The sequence below is a fragment of the Coleofasciculus sp. LEGE 07092 genome (genome assembly GCF_015207375.1).
In the GTDB taxonomy this organism is placed as follows: Bacteria; Cyanobacteriota; Cyanobacteriia; order Cyanobacteriales; family Coleofasciculaceae; genus LEGE-07092.
Genome location: NZ_JADEWY010000013.1, coordinates 1 through 19,229, shown reverse-complemented (window position 1 = coordinate 19,229; position 19,229 = coordinate 1). Strand labels below are relative to the sequence as shown.

Below are 19,229 nucleotides of genomic sequence, written 5' to 3'. Positions count from 1 at the left end.
GAGCGATGGCGACCCCATTTTTAGCTTCTGGGTCGCAATTGTCAGGATTAGATGCTAATAGTTTTCTTTCTACTCTAAATTATTACAGAATATTTACACTATTCATAACCTAACACGATTTTCCGCAGGCAAGCTAGTATAACAAAAAGATTGAGCCTTTAGTTGCAGTTCGCTTCAAGTCAGTAGACCTCTGGCAACGGTTCGGTAATAGGGGCTTCTGTTTCCGGTTCCCGAATAAGAGTAAGAAACCTAATGAACGACTACAAGCTATTGCCGATGAGAATAAAGGGTGCCCAGTAGTAGGGGTGAGAAAAACCGGAGGCAGTACGGTTAGCCGCTTGGGAACCCGGTCTAAGTCTAACTTCGATGCTTGCCCTTGGATCAGTAGTCTCTGTCGTTAGAGTATCATTGTGTAACAGACTCAGTTGTGCTTGTCGCAGGGCTTCGGCTTTGGTTATGGGTGCTGCATCGGTTCCGTTGGCTAAGTTGCTGTAGAATTGCTGCATCAGTTGACTAGTGCTAGCATCATCGACAAGCCATAAGGAAGCCATTACCGCCTCAGCACCGTAATTGAGAAAGTAATAGCTGATGCCATTAATCTCGTTTCCATCAGCGTCAGAACCACCAAGGGCAGTTTCGCAAGCTGAAAGCACAACCAGATGCACATCGCTTAACTGCCTATATAGTTTAGAAATTTCAGGAATTGCGAACTTATCACCATTTCCTAGCACTAGATAGGAATCCTCTGGGCGTCCTGGGTTAAATTCGCCGTGAGTGGCTAAGTGCAAAATCTGATTCCCGCGCAGATTTTTTCTCAATGTTTCTAAATTAAATTCCTGGTTGAGAAACTGACTTCCGGAATACACTCCTAGTGGGTCATTATCAGCGTTCAGGACAATCGCATCCAGTTCGGGTGGTACATTGGGCAAAGGGTTGAAACCAGCGACAGCATTCGAGAGTCCCATTGCCAAAACGGAGGTGTTTTCAGTTCCCGGAGGCAAGCGTTTGTCTGTGTTGGTCAAATCGGCGGATAGTACGGTGGAAATGGTATAGTTTTCAATTAAGTACTTCTCGCCATCAAATAGGGCGCTCATGGGGATGTAGCGGGCAGCGCGATCGAGGGAGAAGACGAGATTTTGAATGGTATTACTTTTCAGTTCTGATTCCAAAGGTTTGATTAGCCAATCGTAGAGTTGCTTACCAGTGGCTTGCAGTTCGGCAATATCTGAAGATGGGTTTTGCAGCAGTTGGCGAAAGTTCACAACGGTTTCCCCTAGCTGGCGCTGTCCCACGTCGGAAACTTCAATGCTTTTAACGATACCGCCTTTTGCTGCCCACAACAGCCAGATTTTGTCTTCCAAGACTAAGGGGTAAATTAGTACAGTGCCAGGTTGGGCTTCGACAATTTCGTTGGCTTTGCGGAGAAAGTCTTCTGAGTCAAGCGTAGCAGGGTCTGTGGAAATGCGATCGCGCACTTCTTTTTCAATCGTCTCAACACTTTGATTAAATTCCTCAGTCAATATATCTTGTTGAGCTAGCAGTTGATCTAGTTGACTGCATGAGGTTTCCTCACACTCAGTAACTTTTTGTCCGAAGGCAATCAACGTGCCATGTTCATTTTTAATCTGTTCCTCTGTCTGATTAAATGTGACTTTCTGCTTTTCCCCACCTGCCCTCGTATTCCTAGTAAAGTCACGTAATTCCTGCACCTTCAACAGTTCCAACACCTGCTGCGCTTCTAAAATTCGTCCTTGTGATAGCAACAAGTCTGCTAATTCGCGGTAAATATCAGCCGTCTTAAATCTGTCAAAATCGATGATAGATTGTAGAAATGACTCTTGTAATTCTGGAGATAGTCCACGGATATTACTACGGATTTGCTCAATACCATTGATAGCTTGCTTGTAGTGGGTGATTGCAGTAATAGGCATGTTTAGTTCACGATAGGTACGCGCTAAACCAGCTTGAGCCATGACTCGACTTGTATGGCTTTCGCTCTCCAGACCCATTGCCAATACCTTTTGGTAGGCAGCAAGCGATTTCTCGTTCTGTCCGGCTTTCCTGTAGATAGCACCTAGAATATTTAATGTTGCTCTTTCGAGGTTAATATCATTTGACTCTTGAGCTAATTTTAAATTTTCCTCAGACAGCTCAATAGCTTTGTCATAGTTTTTCAATTCACCATAACTAACACTCATAACTAAAATTGCAATACTCTTAGCTAACTGGCTATTGCTCTCATCTGAAACAGTTAAGCTAGCTTGAGCAAATTCAATTGTTTTTTGAGTATCTCCTTGATAAAAATAAGCTAGACCCAGAATGGCTAACGATGCGGCTTCTAACTGAGGATTTTGTAGTTCTCGTGCCGTCGCTAGACTTTGTTCGGAAATTTGAACAAGCTTGGGGTAATTTCCCAGGATTTCATAGATTACAGAAAGAGAATACAAGGAACGCATTAGCACCTGGTAGTTCTGGATTTCTTGTGCAATCTCCAATCCTTGATTAGCAACCTCAAGAGCTTTTTCATAATCATTAAGCGAAGCGTAGATGCCACTAAGGTTTCCTAAAGCTTGTGCTTCCAGACGACGGTCTTTAATTTCTCTAGCGATTGTCAAACTCTGTTGCAAAAGCTCAATCGCTTTTTGATAATCCTCTAGAGAATCATAGGTGTTACTTAGATTGACTAAAGCTATTGCTTCACTATCACGTTCTCTAAGCTCTCGTGCAAGAGTTAAGTTTTGTTGTAAAAATTCAATTGACTTTTGGTAGTCACCTAGTGAGTTATAAGCTCCACCTAGAGTACTTAGGGCTAAAAGCTCTAAGTGGCGATTTTTAATCTCTTGTGCAAATGTTAATCCCTGTTGAGCAAATTCAATTGCCTTCCTATTGTCTCCTATTAAGTCATAGGCATCCCCTAGAGTAATTAGATTCCAGGCTTCAAGATAGCGATTTTTAATTTCCCGCGCAATGACTAGCCCTTGCTGAGCAAGTTCAATGGCTTTTCCAACTTCACCCAGTAATTTGTAAACATCCCCTAGCCGTGCCAATGCTCGCCCTTCAAACCAACTATTTTTTATCCTCTGGGCAACTTCCAACTGTTGCCGAGCTAATTCAACAGATTTCTGATAATCATTGAGAGAAGAGTAAGCGCGGCTGAGCGTATCAAAAGCATAAGCTTCTAGCAAACCATTTTCAGTCTCTTGGGCAATTACTAAGGCTTGCTGTGCAGCCTCAATCGCCTGCTGATAGTTCTCTAGGGAAGTGTAAGCATCGCCTATAAATGCTAAAGCCCTAGCTTCAATATCACGATTTTCGATTTGCTGCGCCACAGCCAAACCCGCTTGAGCGAACTCAATTACTTTTTGGAGTTCATTGAGTGAATTATAAGTACGACTAAGAGCTATCGAAACGGCACCTTCTCGATAGCGGTCTTCAATTTCCTTAGCGATTACAAGGCTTTGCTGATAAAGCTCAATCGCTTTAGGATAATCTTGTAGTGAAGAGTAAGCATCACCTATAAATCCTAAAGCCCTAGCTTCAATAGCACGATTTCCAATTTGCCTTGCCACCGCCAAGCCAGCTTGAGCCGACTCAATAACTTTCTCGTATTCTTCTAGAGAATAGTAAGCACTGCTGAGAGTTATTAAAGCTGCTAATTCCCTATCACGATTCTGAGCTTCTCGTGCAAAAGTCAAGCCTTGTTGGGCAAACTCGATGACTTTTTGATAATCCTTGAGAGAATCATAAGAGCCAACTAAAGCACTGAGAGCTGACCATTCAAGGTCTTGATCTTGTAGTTTCCTAGCAAGGGCTAAAATTTGCTGTTGATACTCAATTGCTTGAGTTTGGTTTCCTAGAAAGGTATAAGCACTAATTAGAGTATTGAGAGCTAACCTTTCCCTTTCCTGATTTTGAGTTTCCCGTGCAAAAGTCAAACCTTGTTGGGCAAACTCAACGACCTTATGATAATCCTTTAAAGAATCGTAAGAGCTAACTAAAGCACTGAGAGCTGTCCATTCCAGGTCATGATTTTGGAGTTCCCTCGCGATCGCTAACACCTGCTGCTGATACTCAATCGCTTTGGTGGAGTCTTTTAGAGAAGAGTAAACAATGCCGAGATTGTTCAGAGCCTTCCACTCTATCTCGTGGCTTTGAATTTCCCGTGCGATCGCTAAACTCTGTTGATAGTAGGCAATTGCCTCAACAGATTCTCCTAGCTCTTTATAAGCAATTCCTGTATTCAGTAATGCTCTTGCCTCTAGATCTCGGTCTTTAATTTCCCGTGCAATGGCTAAAGCCTGTTGCTGGTACTCAATTGCTTTGGTATAGTCTTTTAGACTATAGAAGTAGGCGTTGCCCAGGTTTTTCAGCGTTTGCCCCTCTCCCTGACGGTCTTGGATTTCCCGGTAAATCGCCAGTGCCTGTTGCAACGGTTGCAATGCCAACTGGAATCGGTTGGTATCAATCTGCTTAATACCTTGCTCCAAAAGACAATCCGCCTCAGCTTTTCGGTCTTGAATTATTGGCGTGTGTTCTAGAGTACACAAGAGCGAGAGATTAGCACTAGTCTGAGTGCGAACCAGGTTCTCTATACCGAGACTGGACTGATTAACAATAGCCAAGCGACCCTTAGCTTTGTCTCCACTGATCGTATAGTCAACAACACCAAATTGGCTCGATTGCCCCCAACTTACGAGCAGCCAATCACCAGAACGTATGCCAACACCCCGATACGTTGCTCCCACAGTCCAGGCAAGTTGATAGGTGTCACCTGTCTTACGAATGTTTAAATTTCCTTTGTATTGCCCTTCACTGCCAGGATTTGTCCCAGTAACCTGATAATTCCCCTCAATCTGGTCTGGTCTGCCTCCGGTAGCGATTTCAGTCCCGATTTCGCCCCCAGCCTTCGAGTAAGTCCATCTTCCATCCAGATTGCCATCCCCGCCAATTTTGTACACGCCAAGACCGTAGCCTGATGCCTCATCAGAACCCCAAGCGACAAACAGGCGATCATTTTCTAAGAAAGCTAATCCTAATTGATTTCCTGCTGAAGTCTGCCAGGAAAGACTGTAAATCTGACCAATCGGTTGAATGGTGACAGTTCCGGTATAGTTCCTGCCATCTGTGGTTTTGGCTTCAGTAATATTCCAGGTTCCCTCAACGTTGGCAGTGGCTTGATAGTCTTGGGGCATTAGCTCTTGTGCCAGAACACTTGATATCTCTGCGGTAGTTTCTGCCAGTGACCGAGGAGAAACCAGAGAGAGGAGTACAGTGACAGTTACAAGGCTGAGGGACTTTAACGATTGATGCATCCGGGCAATCCTCATTAGGCATGAATCAGCAACTTCCATATCTAGTAAGCCATATCTCTGAGTCCTATGAGGTTATGCAACAAAATTGGAGCGTTTCCTAAGGTGACAAAAGAGCGATACGTCCTATCGACGCAACTAAAAACCCATTCAAACCCCCCACCAAATTAATCCACTCACCGTCAAACCTATCACAATTAACGCCACCCAAATAAATTGATTATCTTTCGTATTAACCTGACTTAAATCCCTCTCCTCTTGTTAGAAGTTGTCTTAAAACACATGGATTCCGGCGAACAGCAGCGACTGAACGTGAGTGAAGTTGCCTATCAAATTAATACGAGGAAGGAGTAGGTTGTCCCTTCTGTCCGGTTGGTGAGCACTTCGACAAGCTCAGTGTTCCACCTGTCGAACCACTGCCTTTCTTTGTAAAATACCCGACACCGTTAATTTTTTGAATTTTGAATGATTACCATGCACGCTAACGGCAACTATTCTCCTCTCAGATTGGCACTACCGAGTAAAGGGGTGCTGGAAAAATCCACAACTAGCCTGCTTTCTGCTTGCGGGATGGGTGTATTTCGACCGAGCGATCGTCAGTATGTTGGCTCCATTCCTTCTGTACCACAAATTACCGACCTCTTGCAAAGGTTCGGTAATAGCCCCTGCCGCTCTCCGTTCCCGAATATACTAAAGAAGCCTAATGAACTCAGATCTTGCACCAGTGGCAACAACCTGCCAGTGGTTTTAACCACTGTCTGATAGCTTGCATTCGTCTCAGGACTTTCGCCACAACCTATTTAGGATTGCTATAGTACACGGATGTTTGCCCAAGACTCTACCCTAATCAGCTTACTTCTAGCAGTTGGACTGGCAGCCGTACACCTATTTGCAAACAGACTGCTTTTCTTAGATACCATTCCTCGCAGTCGCTGGTTATCCATTGCGGGTGGAGCATCTGTGGCTTATGTATTCATCCACATCTTTCCCGAACTCAGCAGCGGACAAACTGTCATTGAGCAAGCCAACCATCCTCTGGTTGGTTTCTTAGAACACCATGTCTACCTCTTAGCCCTTTTGGGCTTTGCTGTGTTCTACGGCTTAGAGCGCATAGCTAAAGAATCTCGCCAGCAAAACCGAGAAGCAGGTGGAGGGGATACTACAACTAGGGAGGTATTCTGGCTGCACATTGCCTCGTTTGCTATTTACAACCTCCTCATTGGTTACCTACTTCTCCACCGGGAGGAACCAGGGTTGCACAGCCTTGTGTTCTTTTTCCTGGCAATGGCTCTCCATTTTGTAGTGAATGACTACGGCTTGCGTGAACATCACAAAAAAATCTACAGGCATATTGGACGCTGGATACTAGCAGCAGCAGTTTTGCTTGGCTGGGGAATTGGACGGGCGACGGAAGTTGACGAGGCGGCGATCGCTTTATTCTTTGCTTTCTTAGCAGGAGGAGTAATTCTTAACGTTCTCAAAGAGGAGCTACCTGAAGAACGGGACAGTCGCTTCTGGGCGTTTGCTTTGGGTGCAGGTGTCTACACAGCGCTTCTACTGGGACTGTAGGGATTCCAGTAGAGACGTTGTCGGTAACGTCTCTACATCAGGATGATTAACCAACTATAGCCATAGTGGTTGGCATAGGTGGCTGTACATTGCTACCCAAACGAGCGCGATAGAGTTCCGATACACGCTCTTCGTGCCGCGATAGGTTCTCCTCAATTTGCATCAAGATTTCTACCGTCAGGGGATCGGTAAGTTGACTAGAGAGATGATAAGAATCTACGACACCGGTTTGTAAATCTCCTAGTGCTCGCCGCAGGATGGCGCGATCATCATCATTCGCTTGCAACCAGCTTTGTAGAGTGGCGAGAGCTTCGCTACCCATTGCCTGCCAAGAGACTTGTTCGTTAAAGGCAGCTAGACGGCTTTCGAGCAGTTGAATGTGCTGCTGCTTCGTTATGCAAACTTCTCGCAGTACTAGGCGCAATTCTGGATCGGTGGTTCGCTCGGCATACTGCTCATATGCCTTATAGGTATAGTGTTCACCACTAATTGCCGTATTCAGGGCGTTGACAATATCACTGCGCGACGAACCGCCCCAATCTGCCGCCATCTTCCACCATTCAAATGTACGATCGCTCATGTCTGGCAACACTGTATTGGGAATACTCAATCCCAGTCGAGAGAGAAGGGTTGCCGTAAAAATCGGCAAATCGCTAGGCTGTCGCGCCGTAATTAGATTGCCATCAACCACAAGCGGTTCGTTGATATAGGTTGCTCCCGCATTTTGCATATCTTTGCGAATGGAGCGGAAACCCGTAGCTTGTTTGCCTCGTAGTTGATCGGCTTCGATCAGAATCTGGGGACCGTGGCAAACCGCTGCAATGAGCTTGCCTTGAGCCATTGCATCCATAATCAAACGCACTGCATTTGGATTGGCTCGAATCTTATCGGGAGCTGCACCCCCCGGAATCACGATGGCATCAAAGTCCTCAGAGCGGACTTCTGTTGCCGTAGCATCTGGTTTAACCGAAACTTTGCCGCCCTTACCCTGGTACTCGTCATTCATCCGCGAACCCAGGACAACAACATTGGCTCCTGCTTGCTTAAGTGCCGTATTCGGAATATTAAACTCGGAGTCTTCAAATTGGTCTTCGATGAGAATAGCAACTTTAGTCATTTTTTGTCCAGAGTGACTTATACTGCTTCAGAGTAAAACATTTTGGGTGAAGGGTGTCTCTGTCATGAGACAGCTCATCTATCAAAATTTCTATACCTTGAGATAGATTTTTGAGAGGACTAGAGGAATTCCACTTAAGATTCATTCCAGCTTGCAGTCTTTAATTATTACATCTAACTTAAGTTATAAGTCTCTAGTTTGAGTTGCGCGGTGGTTTCTTTCTAAAGACAGACGATAAACGACATTGTACTCCCTATGGTGATGGTGACTGGTGAATGTACCTTTTATCAGCTCCGGCAAAAAGTGAAGGAGTCCCGACAATTGTTCCTGGTGTCAATCACGCCACTGAATCCGAAGCAATTATCTCTTGTGCAAGCTGCACCACCAACTGCATTGCCCCTGTTGTTGAAGTTATGGGTCGTCGAATCGGCGTTAAAAAAGCAATGATGACGACAGTTCACGCCTATACGTCCAGTCAAGAAATTGTAGACGGACCGAGTAAGAAATTCAGAAGAGGGAGAGCGGCGGCGGCTAATTTAGTCCCAACTTCAACGGGTGCAGGGGTAGCCACCACGAAAGTTTTGACCCAATACGAAAATAAATTTGACGGCGTTGCCGTTCGCGCTCCCGTTACAGTCGGTTCAATTTCTGACATTATTTTCGTCACGGAACGATCAACGACAGTTGAGGAGATCAATAACATCTTCAAAGAAGAAGCAGATAGCGAAAAATATCACGGTGCCTTAGCCGTTTCCGAAGACCCTATTGTTTCATCGGATATCATTCAAGACTCTCACGGTTCAATTGTCGATTTGACTATGACCCAAGTGGTGGATGGTGACTTGATTAAAGTCATGAGTTGGTATGACAACGAATGGGGTTATGCCAGTCAGATGATTCGAGAAGTTGTGAACATGATTAAAAACTCAAAAATGCTACAAGGGGTTAGTTAAATTGGCTAACCTATGAGTTTGACAAAGTTAGGTGGTTAGATAAAGCATGCAATTAGTGGGGCGATAGGGAGACGAAGCAAAGATTTTCTCCCAATCTCCTCACTTTTTCTTTAGAAAATAAAACGTAAAACTTAGAGGCATAAAATAATGGGAACGACAAAGGAAAATCAGTACATTCGCTGGTTCGATAATCTATCGTCCGATGATGTAAAAATTGTCGGGGGGAAGAATGCTTCTTTGGGAGAAATGATTCGGGTACTCAAGGATGAAGGCGTTCGCGTTCCTGATGGTTTTGCGACGACAGCAGATGCCTATCGGAAATTCTTAGAAACCAACAATTTAACAGAGAAAATCCAATCACATCTCGACGAACTCAAAAATGGCAAGACTTCATTAGCCGACGTGGGAAAATCAATTCGGCGGCTATTTCGATCCGGTGATTTTTCCGAAGAAATGGCATCAGCAATTCGAGATGCTTACTACGAACTCTCTCAACGCTACGATACTAATGAAGTGGATGTAGCCGTGAGAAGTTCTGCCACGGCAGAAGATTTACCGGAAGCCAGTTTTGCAGGTCAACAGGAAACCTTTCTCAATGTTACAGGAGCAGAAGAATTGCTCAATTCCTGCCGCAAATGCTTCGCGTCACTGTTTACAGATCGAGCGATTAGCTATCGGGAAGAACAGGGATTTGACCATCTGAACGTGGCATTATCGGTTGGCGTGCAGAAGATGGTGCGCTCGGATAAAGCTAGCGCTGGTGTGATGTTTTCGATTGACACAGAAACAGGTTTTCCCGATGTTGTCGTGATCAATGCCGCTTGGGGGTTGGGTGAGAATGTGGTGCAGGGTTCGGTAACGCCTGATGAATATAGAGTTTTTAAACCGTTATTGAAGCAACAAGAACTCAAACCGATTATTGAGAAAGCGTTGGGCGCAAAAGAGAAAAAAATGATTTACGCTCAAGGAGGGAGTAAGACGACACAGAATATAGATACCTCCTCCCAAGAGCGTCGCTCCTTTGTTCTCAAGGATGAGGAAGTTTTGCAATTAGGTCGGTGGGCGAGTGCGATTGAAGCTCATTACCAAAAACCGATGGATATGGAATGGGCGAAAGATGGAGATACAGATGAGTTGTATATTTTGCAAGCCCGTCCGGAGACGGTACAATCCCAAAAGGAAGCCAGTACCCTGAAAACCTATAGCCTTAAGGAAAAAGGTGAAAGGCTGCTGAAGGGGTTGAGTATTGGGGATGCGATCGCGTCGGGTAAAGTTTGCCGGATTAAAAGTGCCGACGATATCGCTCACTTTGAAGATAATTCTATCTTAGTCACGGGAATGACCGACCCAGATTGGGTGCCGATTATGAAACGGGCAGCCGGAATTGTCACCGATCAAGGGGGGCGTACCTGTCATGCGGCAATTGTTAGCCGTGAGTTAGGAATTCCTGCGATCGTGGGAACAGCAGAAGGGACACAGGTTTTAGATGATGGTCAAGAAATTACTATTTCCTGCGCTGAGGGTGATCAAGGTTTTATCTATGAAGGCATTTTAGAGTATGAAGAATCAGAAGTCAGTTTAGAGGATATTCCTCAAACTCAAACACAAATAATGATGAATATCGCTAGTCCGGCGGCAGCATTTCGTTGGTGGCGCTTGCCTTGCGATGGTATCGGTTTGGCACGGATGGAATTTATTATTAACAATGTCATCAAAATTCACCCGATGGCGCTGATTCATTTTGATGATGTAGAAGATGAAGAAGCACGGAAACAGATACAGGAGTTAACTCGCGGTTATGAGGATAAGACTGAGTATTTCGCTGATAATTTAGCACGAGGAATTGCCAAAATTGCGGCGGCGCAATATCCCGATCCGGTGATCGTGCGGATGAGTGATTTTAAAACGAATGAGTATGCTGATTTAATTGGCGGTGAGCAATTCGAGCCAGAAGAATCTAACCCGATGCTAGGATTTCGGGGGGCATCTCGGTATTATAGCGATCGCTATCGGGAAGGATTTGCTCTAGAATGCCGAGCAATCAAACGGGTACGGGAAGAAATAGGCTTGAATAATGTCATTATTATGATTCCCTTCTGTCGCACTTTGGAAGAGGCGGATCAAGTGCTAGAAGTTTTGGCAGAAAATGGACTAAAGCGAGGCGAAAATGGCTTACAAGTCTACGTGATGGCTGAGATTCCCTCAAATGTGGAGTTAGCTGACGAATTTGGCAAGCGGTTTGATGGCTTCTCTATTGGCAGCAATGACTTGACTCAATTAGTTTTGGGTGTGGATCGAGATTCTGGAGAACTCGCGCACCTATTTGACGAGGGAAATCCGGCGGTGAAGCGAATGATCCGCCGTTTGATCGAAACTGCTCATCAAGTTGGTTGCAAGGTGGGTATCTGCGGACAAGCACCTAGTGATCATCCTGATTTTGCAGCATTCCTGGTGGAGAGTGGAATTGACTCAATTTCTCTCAATCCCGATAGCGTTGTTCGGGTGAAGAAACGGGTGACGGAACAGGAATCTCATCAATAAGTAGCTCAGATCTTGCTCTATCTAAAGATAGGGTAATTTTCATAAAAATCAGGGTAAGCTCATCTAATAGTGATATTTACCAACCTCCTTTAACCTCCGCGTCCCTTTGCGAAATCCTCTGCGTACCTCTGCGTTAAAAAAAGCCGCCGATTGAGTACGGCGCAGCAAGGCAATCACGAAGCTTCACTTATAAACTATCTGGATCGATATTCAATTCGCGCAATTTCGCTGCTAATCGTTCGGCACGTTGGGCTTCTTGTTCCCGTTGTTGCTCCAATTCCAAATAGGAGAGAAACTTTTGTCCATCCGGTCGATATAATGCTAACCCTTCCTCTGTTAGCTCAAAGTGAACGTTTAAGCGAGGACTGACCCAACCTGACATCGGTTCAATGACTTCTAATAGTCCCTCAACTCGGTGCCAACCCGTCAATTCTTTGTCATCTGGATCATAAAGGTAATACTCTTCTACTCCGTAGCGATTATAGAAGACTAGTTTTTTTGCCATTTTGGTCTGGCTATCACTGTAGGAGCGAATTTCAAAGACGACTTGTGGGGGAATATTATTCTCTTTCCATTGCAGATAGGAACGTCTATCATCTTTGGGTCTGCCAAAAACTACCATCGTATCAGGGGCTTGACAAATCCTGTTGTTACCTTCAACGGGATACCACAGTAAGTCACCCGCAACGAATACATTGGGGTCATTTTTAAACAGAGCATCACAACCACCTTTGATTGTGGTAATCCATTGGTACTGGATTGTGCTGTCTGCCATGGGTTGATCGTCGCTTGAGGGGTAAGTGATTTCTTCGGTAGTTAATTTCATAATATTCAAACACAAAATTTGTCTACTTTGTCATGGGTTCTTGCGCTGCTGCCAATGGATATCTGCTAACTTCTCCAATATCTGTAAGGGGTTGAATCACACCCTCATTTGGAATTATTCCCCAGCTTTAATGTAAATATTCGGTCAATTTCTTCTGAGCGAACTTGCGCACTTTCTCATTTTGTTAACTACGAGTATACCTGCTCGACAAAAGCGATCGCTTAACCAAAAGTGTCAATAAACTTCGACAGGAGTTCGGCGAGGCTCACTCGATCCGCTCAGTTACCGCGCTCGCCGAACGGGTGTAGGGTTGTAGTGTATGCCAATTAGACCTCTCCAGAAATTAGATCTTAGCTCAAGCTGTACAAGGGTTTCAGACTCATTTTTAGAGAAGTCTATTATATCTATACTCTCCCCTGCTCCCCTGCTCCCCTGCTCCCCTGCTCCCTTGCTAACCACCGCTAACTTTTGCCTTATAACCCAACTTAGTCAGAATTTGCACCAACTTTTGAACATGATCTCCTTGAATTTCAATGGTATCGTCCTTAACCGTACCACCGCTACCGCATTGGGTTTTGAGTTGTTTGAGTAACTGAGTAAGGGTTTCAGAGCTGCTTTGAAACCCCGTAATCACCGTTACTGTTTTACCCTTACGTCCTTTCCGGGATGCCTGAACTTTCAAATTTTGCTGATTAGGCGGAAGTTCCTGAACGCCTCGTTCTAAAGCAGCAGGATTGCTGTCAGAACCAAACTCGCGGTAGGCAGCGCGATCGCTCGATCCAGAAGACTTTTGTTTAGATTTTGATGATGCCATCTCTTGAATTAGGCTAAGAGTCGTTTACATTTTAGAGTAGACACCCACCCTTTACAGGGAATGAAGAAACAAAATTCACTAGATCGAAAAGTTTCGTTTCAGGGATTAACAAGGTCAGGACTTACGCAGTTACACTATCTCTAGGGGTAAAGGGAAAGAAAAGGGAAAATTTCCACTCCCCATTAAAATTTTTTCCACAGATACCCCAGTAACCAAAAGAGGACGGTGGCAATCAACGCCACAGCTACGGCTAAGGGTGATTTAGCTACAGCGATCGCAACAGCAATAATAGCCGTCAATAACAACACTACCTGAACGATCAAAAGTAGAGGTCGCCTGCCGATAAAATTCGGGCTTTGCATTGCCGTTGGTCCCCTCAGTTGCAACCACCAGTAGAACAATTGGACTGACTTGTTAAAAAACTGATAAGATAACAGTCCTCGGAGTTGTGCAGCACGTCTCTCACCCAATAGGGTGTTAATAATATCTCGCAGCACTAGACTAAATCGAGTTGCTAAATTTGCCAGCACAATACTGGGAATATCTTTCAACACCGTTTCTTTGCCGACTCGGTATTGATTACGAAAAAACTCTTCTTTTTCGTGAGGTGATAGCGTATCAATAGCATCTTTCGCTAATTTTCCAGCCGCTAAGAGGCTAACACTTTTTTGAAAGTAACCGGGAACAGGTCGATATTTAGGTGGTTCATCTCCTAGTTTAACCAGTAGTTTTTCAACATTATCGGGTTCATTCGGTTGAATTCGCTGTCGGTTCCAGGAGATTTGTTCGGCAATCTCATCTTCTATAACAGTCCGAATATCTGCTGATAAAATTGAGCGATGACTCTCTAGTACCAAGTCGTTAAAAATGATGTCCAAGACTGCATCCGATGCTTGGGAATTGGGTTCGGATAATATCTTAAGATGGGATTTTAGTTTTTGGCGATCGCTGGGTTGGACGTTGGAGAAACATTCGTGAACTAGCAATTCTAAGTATTCGTCTTTCGTACATCTCTGCTCCTGAGATTGTCGTTCTAGAAACCTAGGAAACGATTTTAGAGAATCACGGGTGACTAAGGCTTCAAAAATGCGGTTAAGCCCGTCCAATCGTCCCCACAGCATATCATTTGACCGCCAGGATTTCTTGAAAAATCCCCCAAAAGCATTTAAAGTATCTCCAGCTAATTTATCCTCAATTGTTTTCCCTTTTCCTAATCCCATTTGTGCATCATCGGGACTAAATCGAATGGTTTTAATAATATCTTTTTCGTTTAGAGAGCTTAAGTATTCAAAGGGATAAAGTACGCGATCCAAATGACGAAAGTTTTTAAACCGATTGAAGATATCTTTTGGCTTTTTCAATCCACTCGACTGGATCAAGATATCTGAGGCTTGCTCCACTTTAGACAAAACTGAGCAAAATTCGTTGCCGCAGTTGTCTGGGCTTCGTTCTCCGTAGCGTTCATCTGACCAGATTGTTTCTAGGTAAGATGGATTGTCTTCTAAGTTGCTAATTTTTTGCTTGAATTGCTCAAGAATACCAGAAATTTGTTTTTGAGACAACCAATCAACGGGTTTAGTATCCAGTTGATCAAACTCTAAGGCTAAGTCATTAGCTCGTGAGGGTAATTTTTTAAAAAAGTCAGCGGGAATAGCTTTAAAACGTTCTCGATTAAAAGCTGGAGGCACAAACTTTTCTAACCCATCAGCATCAAGGAAAAAGCGATTCAGTCGCAAGAGGCGATCGTAGATTTGAGTGCGTAAGCGATTGGTTAATTCCTGATTAGTGCGGGGAGGTTGATGCTCTAGCAAACGGTAGAATGATTCGCTGACTTGAGGGTGACTCAGGAACATATTTAACGCCGTACCGATAACTTCTACTAGCTTGATATGGCGGTTAAGTCTGCTCACTAACAATCGGATTTTTTTGTATTCTAATGCGCCCGATTCCTTCTCTAGCAATTGGAAAAGCTTTTCAGTAATATAGAAATGCTTTCTTATGGCATAGTCTACATCTAGATTGCGAATTTGTTCTCCAGCTCTTTGTAGAATTGCTTCTTGTTGTTTACTCTCTCCCTCGCCCGTGATGCCTTCGACTAGTAATTGTGCTGTTTTCTCTAAGATGGTTTGGTTGCCTTTGTCGGAGTTATTGCTGCCATCTCGATCCATCCTTAAAATTAGCGGCAGGATGCGATCGCGCAATCCAATCAGACGACTCCGCAGATAAATGCCTTCATTAACATCAATCTCACCGGAAACTTCGGCTAGAGAGTAATCTGGAGCTTCAACAGCCGCTAAAATCTCATTGTAGCGGCGAATTTTTTCGTTATGTTCTTTGATTGCCTCTAAATCGTTACTGATACTTTCATACATCGGCAAACCGATTAATGAATCTTGAATCACTTCCAAGGCATTGGGTTTGGGCATCGTGATAAACTTAGGACTGCCAGAAAAGCGATCAGGACTTGGATCGATGTAGAAAAGCTGGCGATTAACTGGACGATTGGCAGTACGGTAATAAATATCTCGAATGGTATAACTGAAGGGTCGATTGTCCAACACTCCACCATCGACAAAATGTAATTGATAACCTTCTCTCGGTCGCTTTTCAGGTAACTCACGAGTTTCTAGCCGTCCCCATTCAACCAACCTGCGATCTAACTCATTGGCATCCTCTTTCAATCCGATGCTAACCACCGGAAAAGCAACGGGAAAGCATGAGGTAATCCGGCAAAGTTTTGCCAGAGATTGATAGGTTTGTTTGGGTGTGCGATTGGGATCAGCGGGATCGCCGCTGGGATTGAAAGGTTCTTTGCGACCTTGACGGTGTTTGAGGCTGAAAATGCTACGATGATCTTTAACTTCTATCACGCTTCCGGTATCGTCAAATGCCCGATAAATTCGCCCGATTGTATCCGTCCCCGTGACAAATAAATCTAACTCATTAAATGGCGACAACCACTCTCCTGCTGGGGCATCGGTTTTATTATTGCTAGCTTTTTGAAACGCTGTAGCTAGCTCAGATTGATAGTATCCTGCCCCATCTAATACAGACTCAACTTTAGATTCTCGCGCTAGAGGCTGATGCATCAGATTGCGAATGCTGCCGCTTTCTCGCCAAATCTGACCAAATTCTTTAAAATCAACAACGTCCTTGTCCGTACTGTTAGCTAGAGCATAGCTTAAGAGGACTCCATTAATCCCCCCAGCAGAGGTTCCTGATACAATATCAACAACAATATCAGAATCGGTAAGTGCTTTAATAAGTTTATAAATACCCCGACCGCGTACAGCATTATAGAACTCACGGCAAATGCCGTTCATGTAAATAGCGAGGGAGATACCCCCATATACCACCAGTCCTAAGCGGTGTTCATGGCGAAATTCTGGTTTTTTAAGCGTTGATTTGGACATAGCACGTTCCTCGGTATGATGGTGGTTGATGTGCTGGAAGTATTCTGTCACGATAGTCTGTCACTGTTGTAGACTATAGCGGTTTTCAGTTGGATGGAATATACGAAGAACGATATTAATCTTACTGAAATTCCCCACTCCCTACTCCCTACTCCCCACTCCCCATTCTCTACTCACACTCCACACCTTAACCGTTTTATCAGAACCGCCACTGACTAAACGCTGCCCATCTTCACTCAGTCTCAGGCAATCTACTGTGTTAGTATGTCCCGTCAAGGTCTGAATTTTATCGCCTGTTTGTACATCCCAAAAGTGGATAGATTTATCATTCCCACCACTCACTAGCACTCGTCCGTAAGGACTGAAAACCAAAGCATTCACAGAATAGAAATGCCCTGTCAGGGTATGCTCTACAGTCTGATTGGAAAGATTCCACAGTTGAATTTGATTGTGCCAATTGCTACTTGCAAGGGTCAGTCCATCCGGGTTGATGGCAACAGAATTAGCATACCCTTGAAGTGTACGAGGTCGGGTTCGATTTCGTAAATCCCACAGCTTAATTTTGCCATCCCGAGCGCTACTCACCAGCGTCTTCCCATCAGCGCTGAACGCAAGGGATAAAATCTCAGCAGTATGCGCTCCCAAGGTTAGTTGACTGCCAAAGGTACAGATGAGCTTTCTTGTCTCTAGATGCCAAATTTTAATCGTTTTATCCTGGCTACCACTAGCAATCGTCTGCCCATCTGGACTAATAGCGATCGCGCCAATTTCACCGTCATGTCCGTAGAGAATGGAGTACAGTTCCTCCTGATGCCAAATCTCAATAACATTACCCCCACCATTTCTCACCCTAACCAAAGTTTTAACATTTTGACTTAAAGCAAAAAACTCTCTAGCTTTGGGATATTTAGGAATAGTGTAAAGCAATTCCTGTTTCTGTAAATCCCAAACTCGAATAGTCTTGCCTCGCCAATAGACAATTCTATTCCCATCGGGACTAATTGCAATTTCTTGACCCGCTTTAACTGTACTCATACCATTAAACAATCGGTAGGGTATGTATGCCAGTAACGCTCTCGTTGCTTGTGGTTCCGTTCTGTTTCTCAGCAACAAATAGGCTAAACGCTGCACGTCCTCGGACTCATCGTTTAACGCCTGAATAATTAAATCCAAGCCAAATTTGCCATAGTTAGAAGCATCATTTAGTCCTGCAATCCTTGACTCGACTTCTGCACTAGCCAAGCGTCGCTTAACGCCATCCATTCCTCCCAAAATCACCGCACCCACAGGAGCTGAGTGCGACGAACCAAGGACGGCATCATAATCTCTAGGTTGATGGAGATAGTCTGGCATTGTCCTTTATTCGTTCCCCCTTCCCCTCAAAACTCTACCGTATTCCTCGTTGAAAACTCGAGCGTGTTACCCGCACGCCAACCACCTGATAGATAGCTGGCACCTCTGCTGCATCCAGTACCCGATTGAAGAGTCTGACATCGCTCATGCTGCCCTTGAAGAAACCCGGTGAACTGGAATTATCAGAACGCCTACCCATTATCAAGGGTTTGAAATTGCTCACAGAACCCTGTCGATTGGTTGGGTTAAACCGCTTGCCGACTTCTATCCCATCGACATACCACCGTCCCCCATCAGCACAGTCTCTGTCAATCGTTACCACGATGTGATGCCACTTATCATCCGCGATCGCAAATTGGCTATCGTAATTCGTCCATTCTGACTCTATCCCATCCGCCAGTTGCAGCAACAGCCGACCCTGATATATACAACAACAATACCCCTGTACCGAACCCGATATTTCAACTCGCTTGTCCAAAATCACATCAATTCCCCCACGACTGCGAGTCTTAATTCCAATACAAATCGAAAAATCACCTGTGCCGAAGTTCAACTCGGGCGCATTGGGGACTTCTACATAATCATTGCCATCGAAGGATAAGGCACTTCCCAACCCCTTAGGTAGAACAAACTCAACAAAACGGTAAGAATCTGGGTTGATTTCATCAGGATTCCCTGCCCCTCCCAATCCAGGCATCCTGCCAGGAACAATAGTAGTGGGAGTTGCTCCCTCAATGGTTCCGTGATGGCTACCGACACTATCTGTAGCCGTTTTCCCTTCCGTTTCGTCCAAACGCCAGCAGGCAACCATGTCCGTGGGAGCATAGTTCTGTATCGCCTGTCTTACATGAGGCTCAGTCCTTTCCCACAGAAGCAAGTGAGCTATTCGTCGGACTTGCCCAGAATCATCCTGTAACGCTTGAAGGATCAAATCTAAGCCCGCATCCCCGTACTTTAGCGCTTCCGAAGCTGCTGCTATGCGCTCTTCAACGAATGGACTACTCAAGCGCACCTTTACCCCTTGGATACCGCCCAAAACCATACCACTCCTGGGTGGCGGGTTGTAACCTCCCAGAACAGCATCGTCATTTCTTGGTTGATTTGACTTGTTTGCCATTGTCTCTTTACCCGCTATTATTACTCATCTTGCCATTACCTGAGTTGATGAAGGTGGGGGTGATGAGGTGATGGGGAAGATAAAGAGTAACCCTCTTCTGTCACTTTCCGAAATGAGCTAGTAGTTAATCAGTGAAATCATCCAGAAGCATAACAAGGTTTAAATTGATTCATTGCAGCCATTAAATGATTGAATCCCAGCAATAAATAACGATTAG

General features: G+C 44.7%; 11 protein-coding genes. 4 read left to right on the top strand and 7 right to left on the bottom strand.

What is annotated here, in order from left to right; all coding sequences use genetic code 11:
- Positions 1-260 precede the first annotated feature (260 nt).
- Positions 261-5,312 (bottom strand): CHAT domain-containing protein, encoded by a 5,052-nt coding sequence (locus IQ257_RS05140; protein WP_193877816.1) that lies wholly within the window; start codon positions 5,310-5,312, stop codon positions 261-263.
- A gap of 462 nt (positions 5,313-5,774) precedes the next feature.
- Between IQ257_RS05140 and IQ257_RS05135 the strand changes: the two genes are divergently transcribed.
- Together IQ257_RS05135 and IQ257_RS05130 are read left to right on the top strand one after the other, a co-directional pair.
- Entirely contained in the window at positions 5,775-6,071 is a 297-nt protein-coding gene (locus IQ257_RS05135; RefSeq protein ID WP_193877814.1) for a hypothetical protein, read from the top strand.
- Between the two features lie 60 nt (positions 6,072-6,131).
- The gene (locus IQ257_RS05130; RefSeq protein WP_193877812.1) at positions 6,132-6,878 is read left to right on the top strand and encodes a hypothetical protein; all 747 of its coding nucleotides are present in this window, start codon (positions 6,132-6,134) and stop codon (positions 6,876-6,878) included.
- Between the two features lie 46 nt (positions 6,879-6,924).
- Here IQ257_RS05130 and IQ257_RS05125 read toward each other — a convergent pair whose 3' ends face one another.
- Positions 6,925-7,995, bottom strand: coding sequence for a DJ-1/PfpI/YhbO family deglycase/protease (locus tag IQ257_RS05125; RefSeq protein WP_193877810.1), 1,071 nt, complete (start codon positions 7,993-7,995; stop codon positions 6,925-6,927).
- A gap of 275 nt (positions 7,996-8,270) precedes the next feature.
- Here IQ257_RS05125 and IQ257_RS05120 point away from each other — a divergent pair, with 275 nt between their 5' ends.
- Positions 8,271-8,948 carry a type I glyceraldehyde-3-phosphate dehydrogenase gene (locus tag IQ257_RS05120; protein ID WP_193877808.1) on the top strand — a complete coding sequence of 226 codons (678 nt, stop codon included), beginning with the start codon at positions 8,271-8,273 and terminating at the stop codon, positions 8,946-8,948.
- Positions 8,949-9,095: 147 nt separating this feature from the next.
- Positions 9,096-11,489, top strand: a complete 2,394-nt coding sequence (ppsA, locus tag IQ257_RS05115) for a phosphoenolpyruvate synthase (RefSeq protein ID WP_193877806.1) — start codon at positions 9,096-9,098, stop codon at positions 11,487-11,489.
- A 187-nt stretch (positions 11,490-11,676) separates the two neighbouring features.
- Here the strand turns inward: ppsA and IQ257_RS05110 are convergent, their stop codons facing one another.
- From IQ257_RS05110 to IQ257_RS05090, 5 genes are all read right to left on the bottom strand, one after another.
- The gene (locus tag IQ257_RS05110; RefSeq protein WP_193877804.1) at positions 11,677-12,315 is read right to left on the bottom strand and encodes a Uma2 family endonuclease; all 639 of its coding nucleotides are present in this window, start codon (positions 12,313-12,315) and stop codon (positions 11,677-11,679) included.
- A gap of 451 nt (positions 12,316-12,766) precedes the next feature.
- Positions 12,767-13,129 carry a translation initiation factor gene (locus IQ257_RS05105; RefSeq protein WP_193881768.1) on the bottom strand — a complete coding sequence of 121 codons (363 nt, stop codon included), beginning with the start codon at positions 13,127-13,129 and terminating at the stop codon, positions 12,767-12,769.
- 182 nt (positions 13,130-13,311) lie between these two features.
- Positions 13,312-16,542, bottom strand: coding sequence for a patatin-like protein (locus IQ257_RS05100; protein WP_193881765.1), 3,231 nt, complete (start codon positions 16,540-16,542; stop codon positions 13,312-13,314).
- A gap of 141 nt (positions 16,543-16,683) precedes the next feature.
- Entirely contained in the window at positions 16,684-17,895 is a 1,212-nt protein-coding gene (locus tag IQ257_RS05095; protein ID WP_193881762.1) for a WD40 repeat domain-containing protein, read from the bottom strand.
- A 34-nt stretch (positions 17,896-17,929) separates the two neighbouring features.
- On the bottom strand, positions 17,930-19,012 hold the full coding sequence (locus IQ257_RS05090; protein ID WP_193881760.1) for a LamG domain-containing protein: 1,083 nt from the start codon (positions 19,010-19,012) through the stop codon (positions 17,930-17,932).
- Between the last annotated feature and the right edge of the window lie 217 nt (positions 19,013-19,229).

Bases quoted from the DNA above. Each gene is read 5' to 3' on its own strand.
- IQ257_RS05140 (WP_193877816.1), bottom strand. From the start codon at position 5,312: ATGCATCAATCGTTAAAGTCCCTCAGCCTTGTAACTGTCACTGTACTC.
- IQ257_RS05135 (WP_193877814.1), top strand. From the start codon at position 5,775: ATGATTACCATGCACGCTAACGGCAACTATTCTCCTCTCAGATTGGCA.
- IQ257_RS05130 (WP_193877812.1), top strand. From the start codon at position 6,132: ATGTTTGCCCAAGACTCTACCCTAATCAGCTTACTTCTAGCAGTTGGA.
- IQ257_RS05125 (WP_193877810.1), bottom strand. From the start codon at position 7,995: ATGACTAAAGTTGCTATTCTCATCGAAGACCAATTTGAAGACTCCGAG.
- IQ257_RS05120 (WP_193877808.1), top strand. From the start codon at position 8,271: ATGTACCTTTTATCAGCTCCGGCAAAAAGTGAAGGAGTCCCGACAATT.
- ppsA (WP_193877806.1), top strand. From the start codon at position 9,096: ATGGGAACGACAAAGGAAAATCAGTACATTCGCTGGTTCGATAATCTA.
- IQ257_RS05110 (WP_193877804.1), bottom strand. From the start codon at position 12,315: ATGAAATTAACTACCGAAGAAATCACTTACCCCTCAAGCGACGATCAA.
- IQ257_RS05105 (WP_193881768.1), bottom strand. From the start codon at position 13,129: ATGGCATCATCAAAATCTAAACAAAAGTCTTCTGGATCGAGCGATCGC.
- IQ257_RS05100 (WP_193881765.1), bottom strand. From the start codon at position 16,542: ATGTCCAAATCAACGCTTAAAAAACCAGAATTTCGCCATGAACACCGC.
- IQ257_RS05095 (WP_193881762.1), bottom strand. From the start codon at position 17,895: ATGCCAGACTATCTCCATCAACCTAGAGATTATGATGCCGTCCTTGGT.
- IQ257_RS05090 (WP_193881760.1), bottom strand. From the start codon at position 19,012: ATGGCAAACAAGTCAAATCAACCAAGAAATGACGATGCTGTTCTGGGA.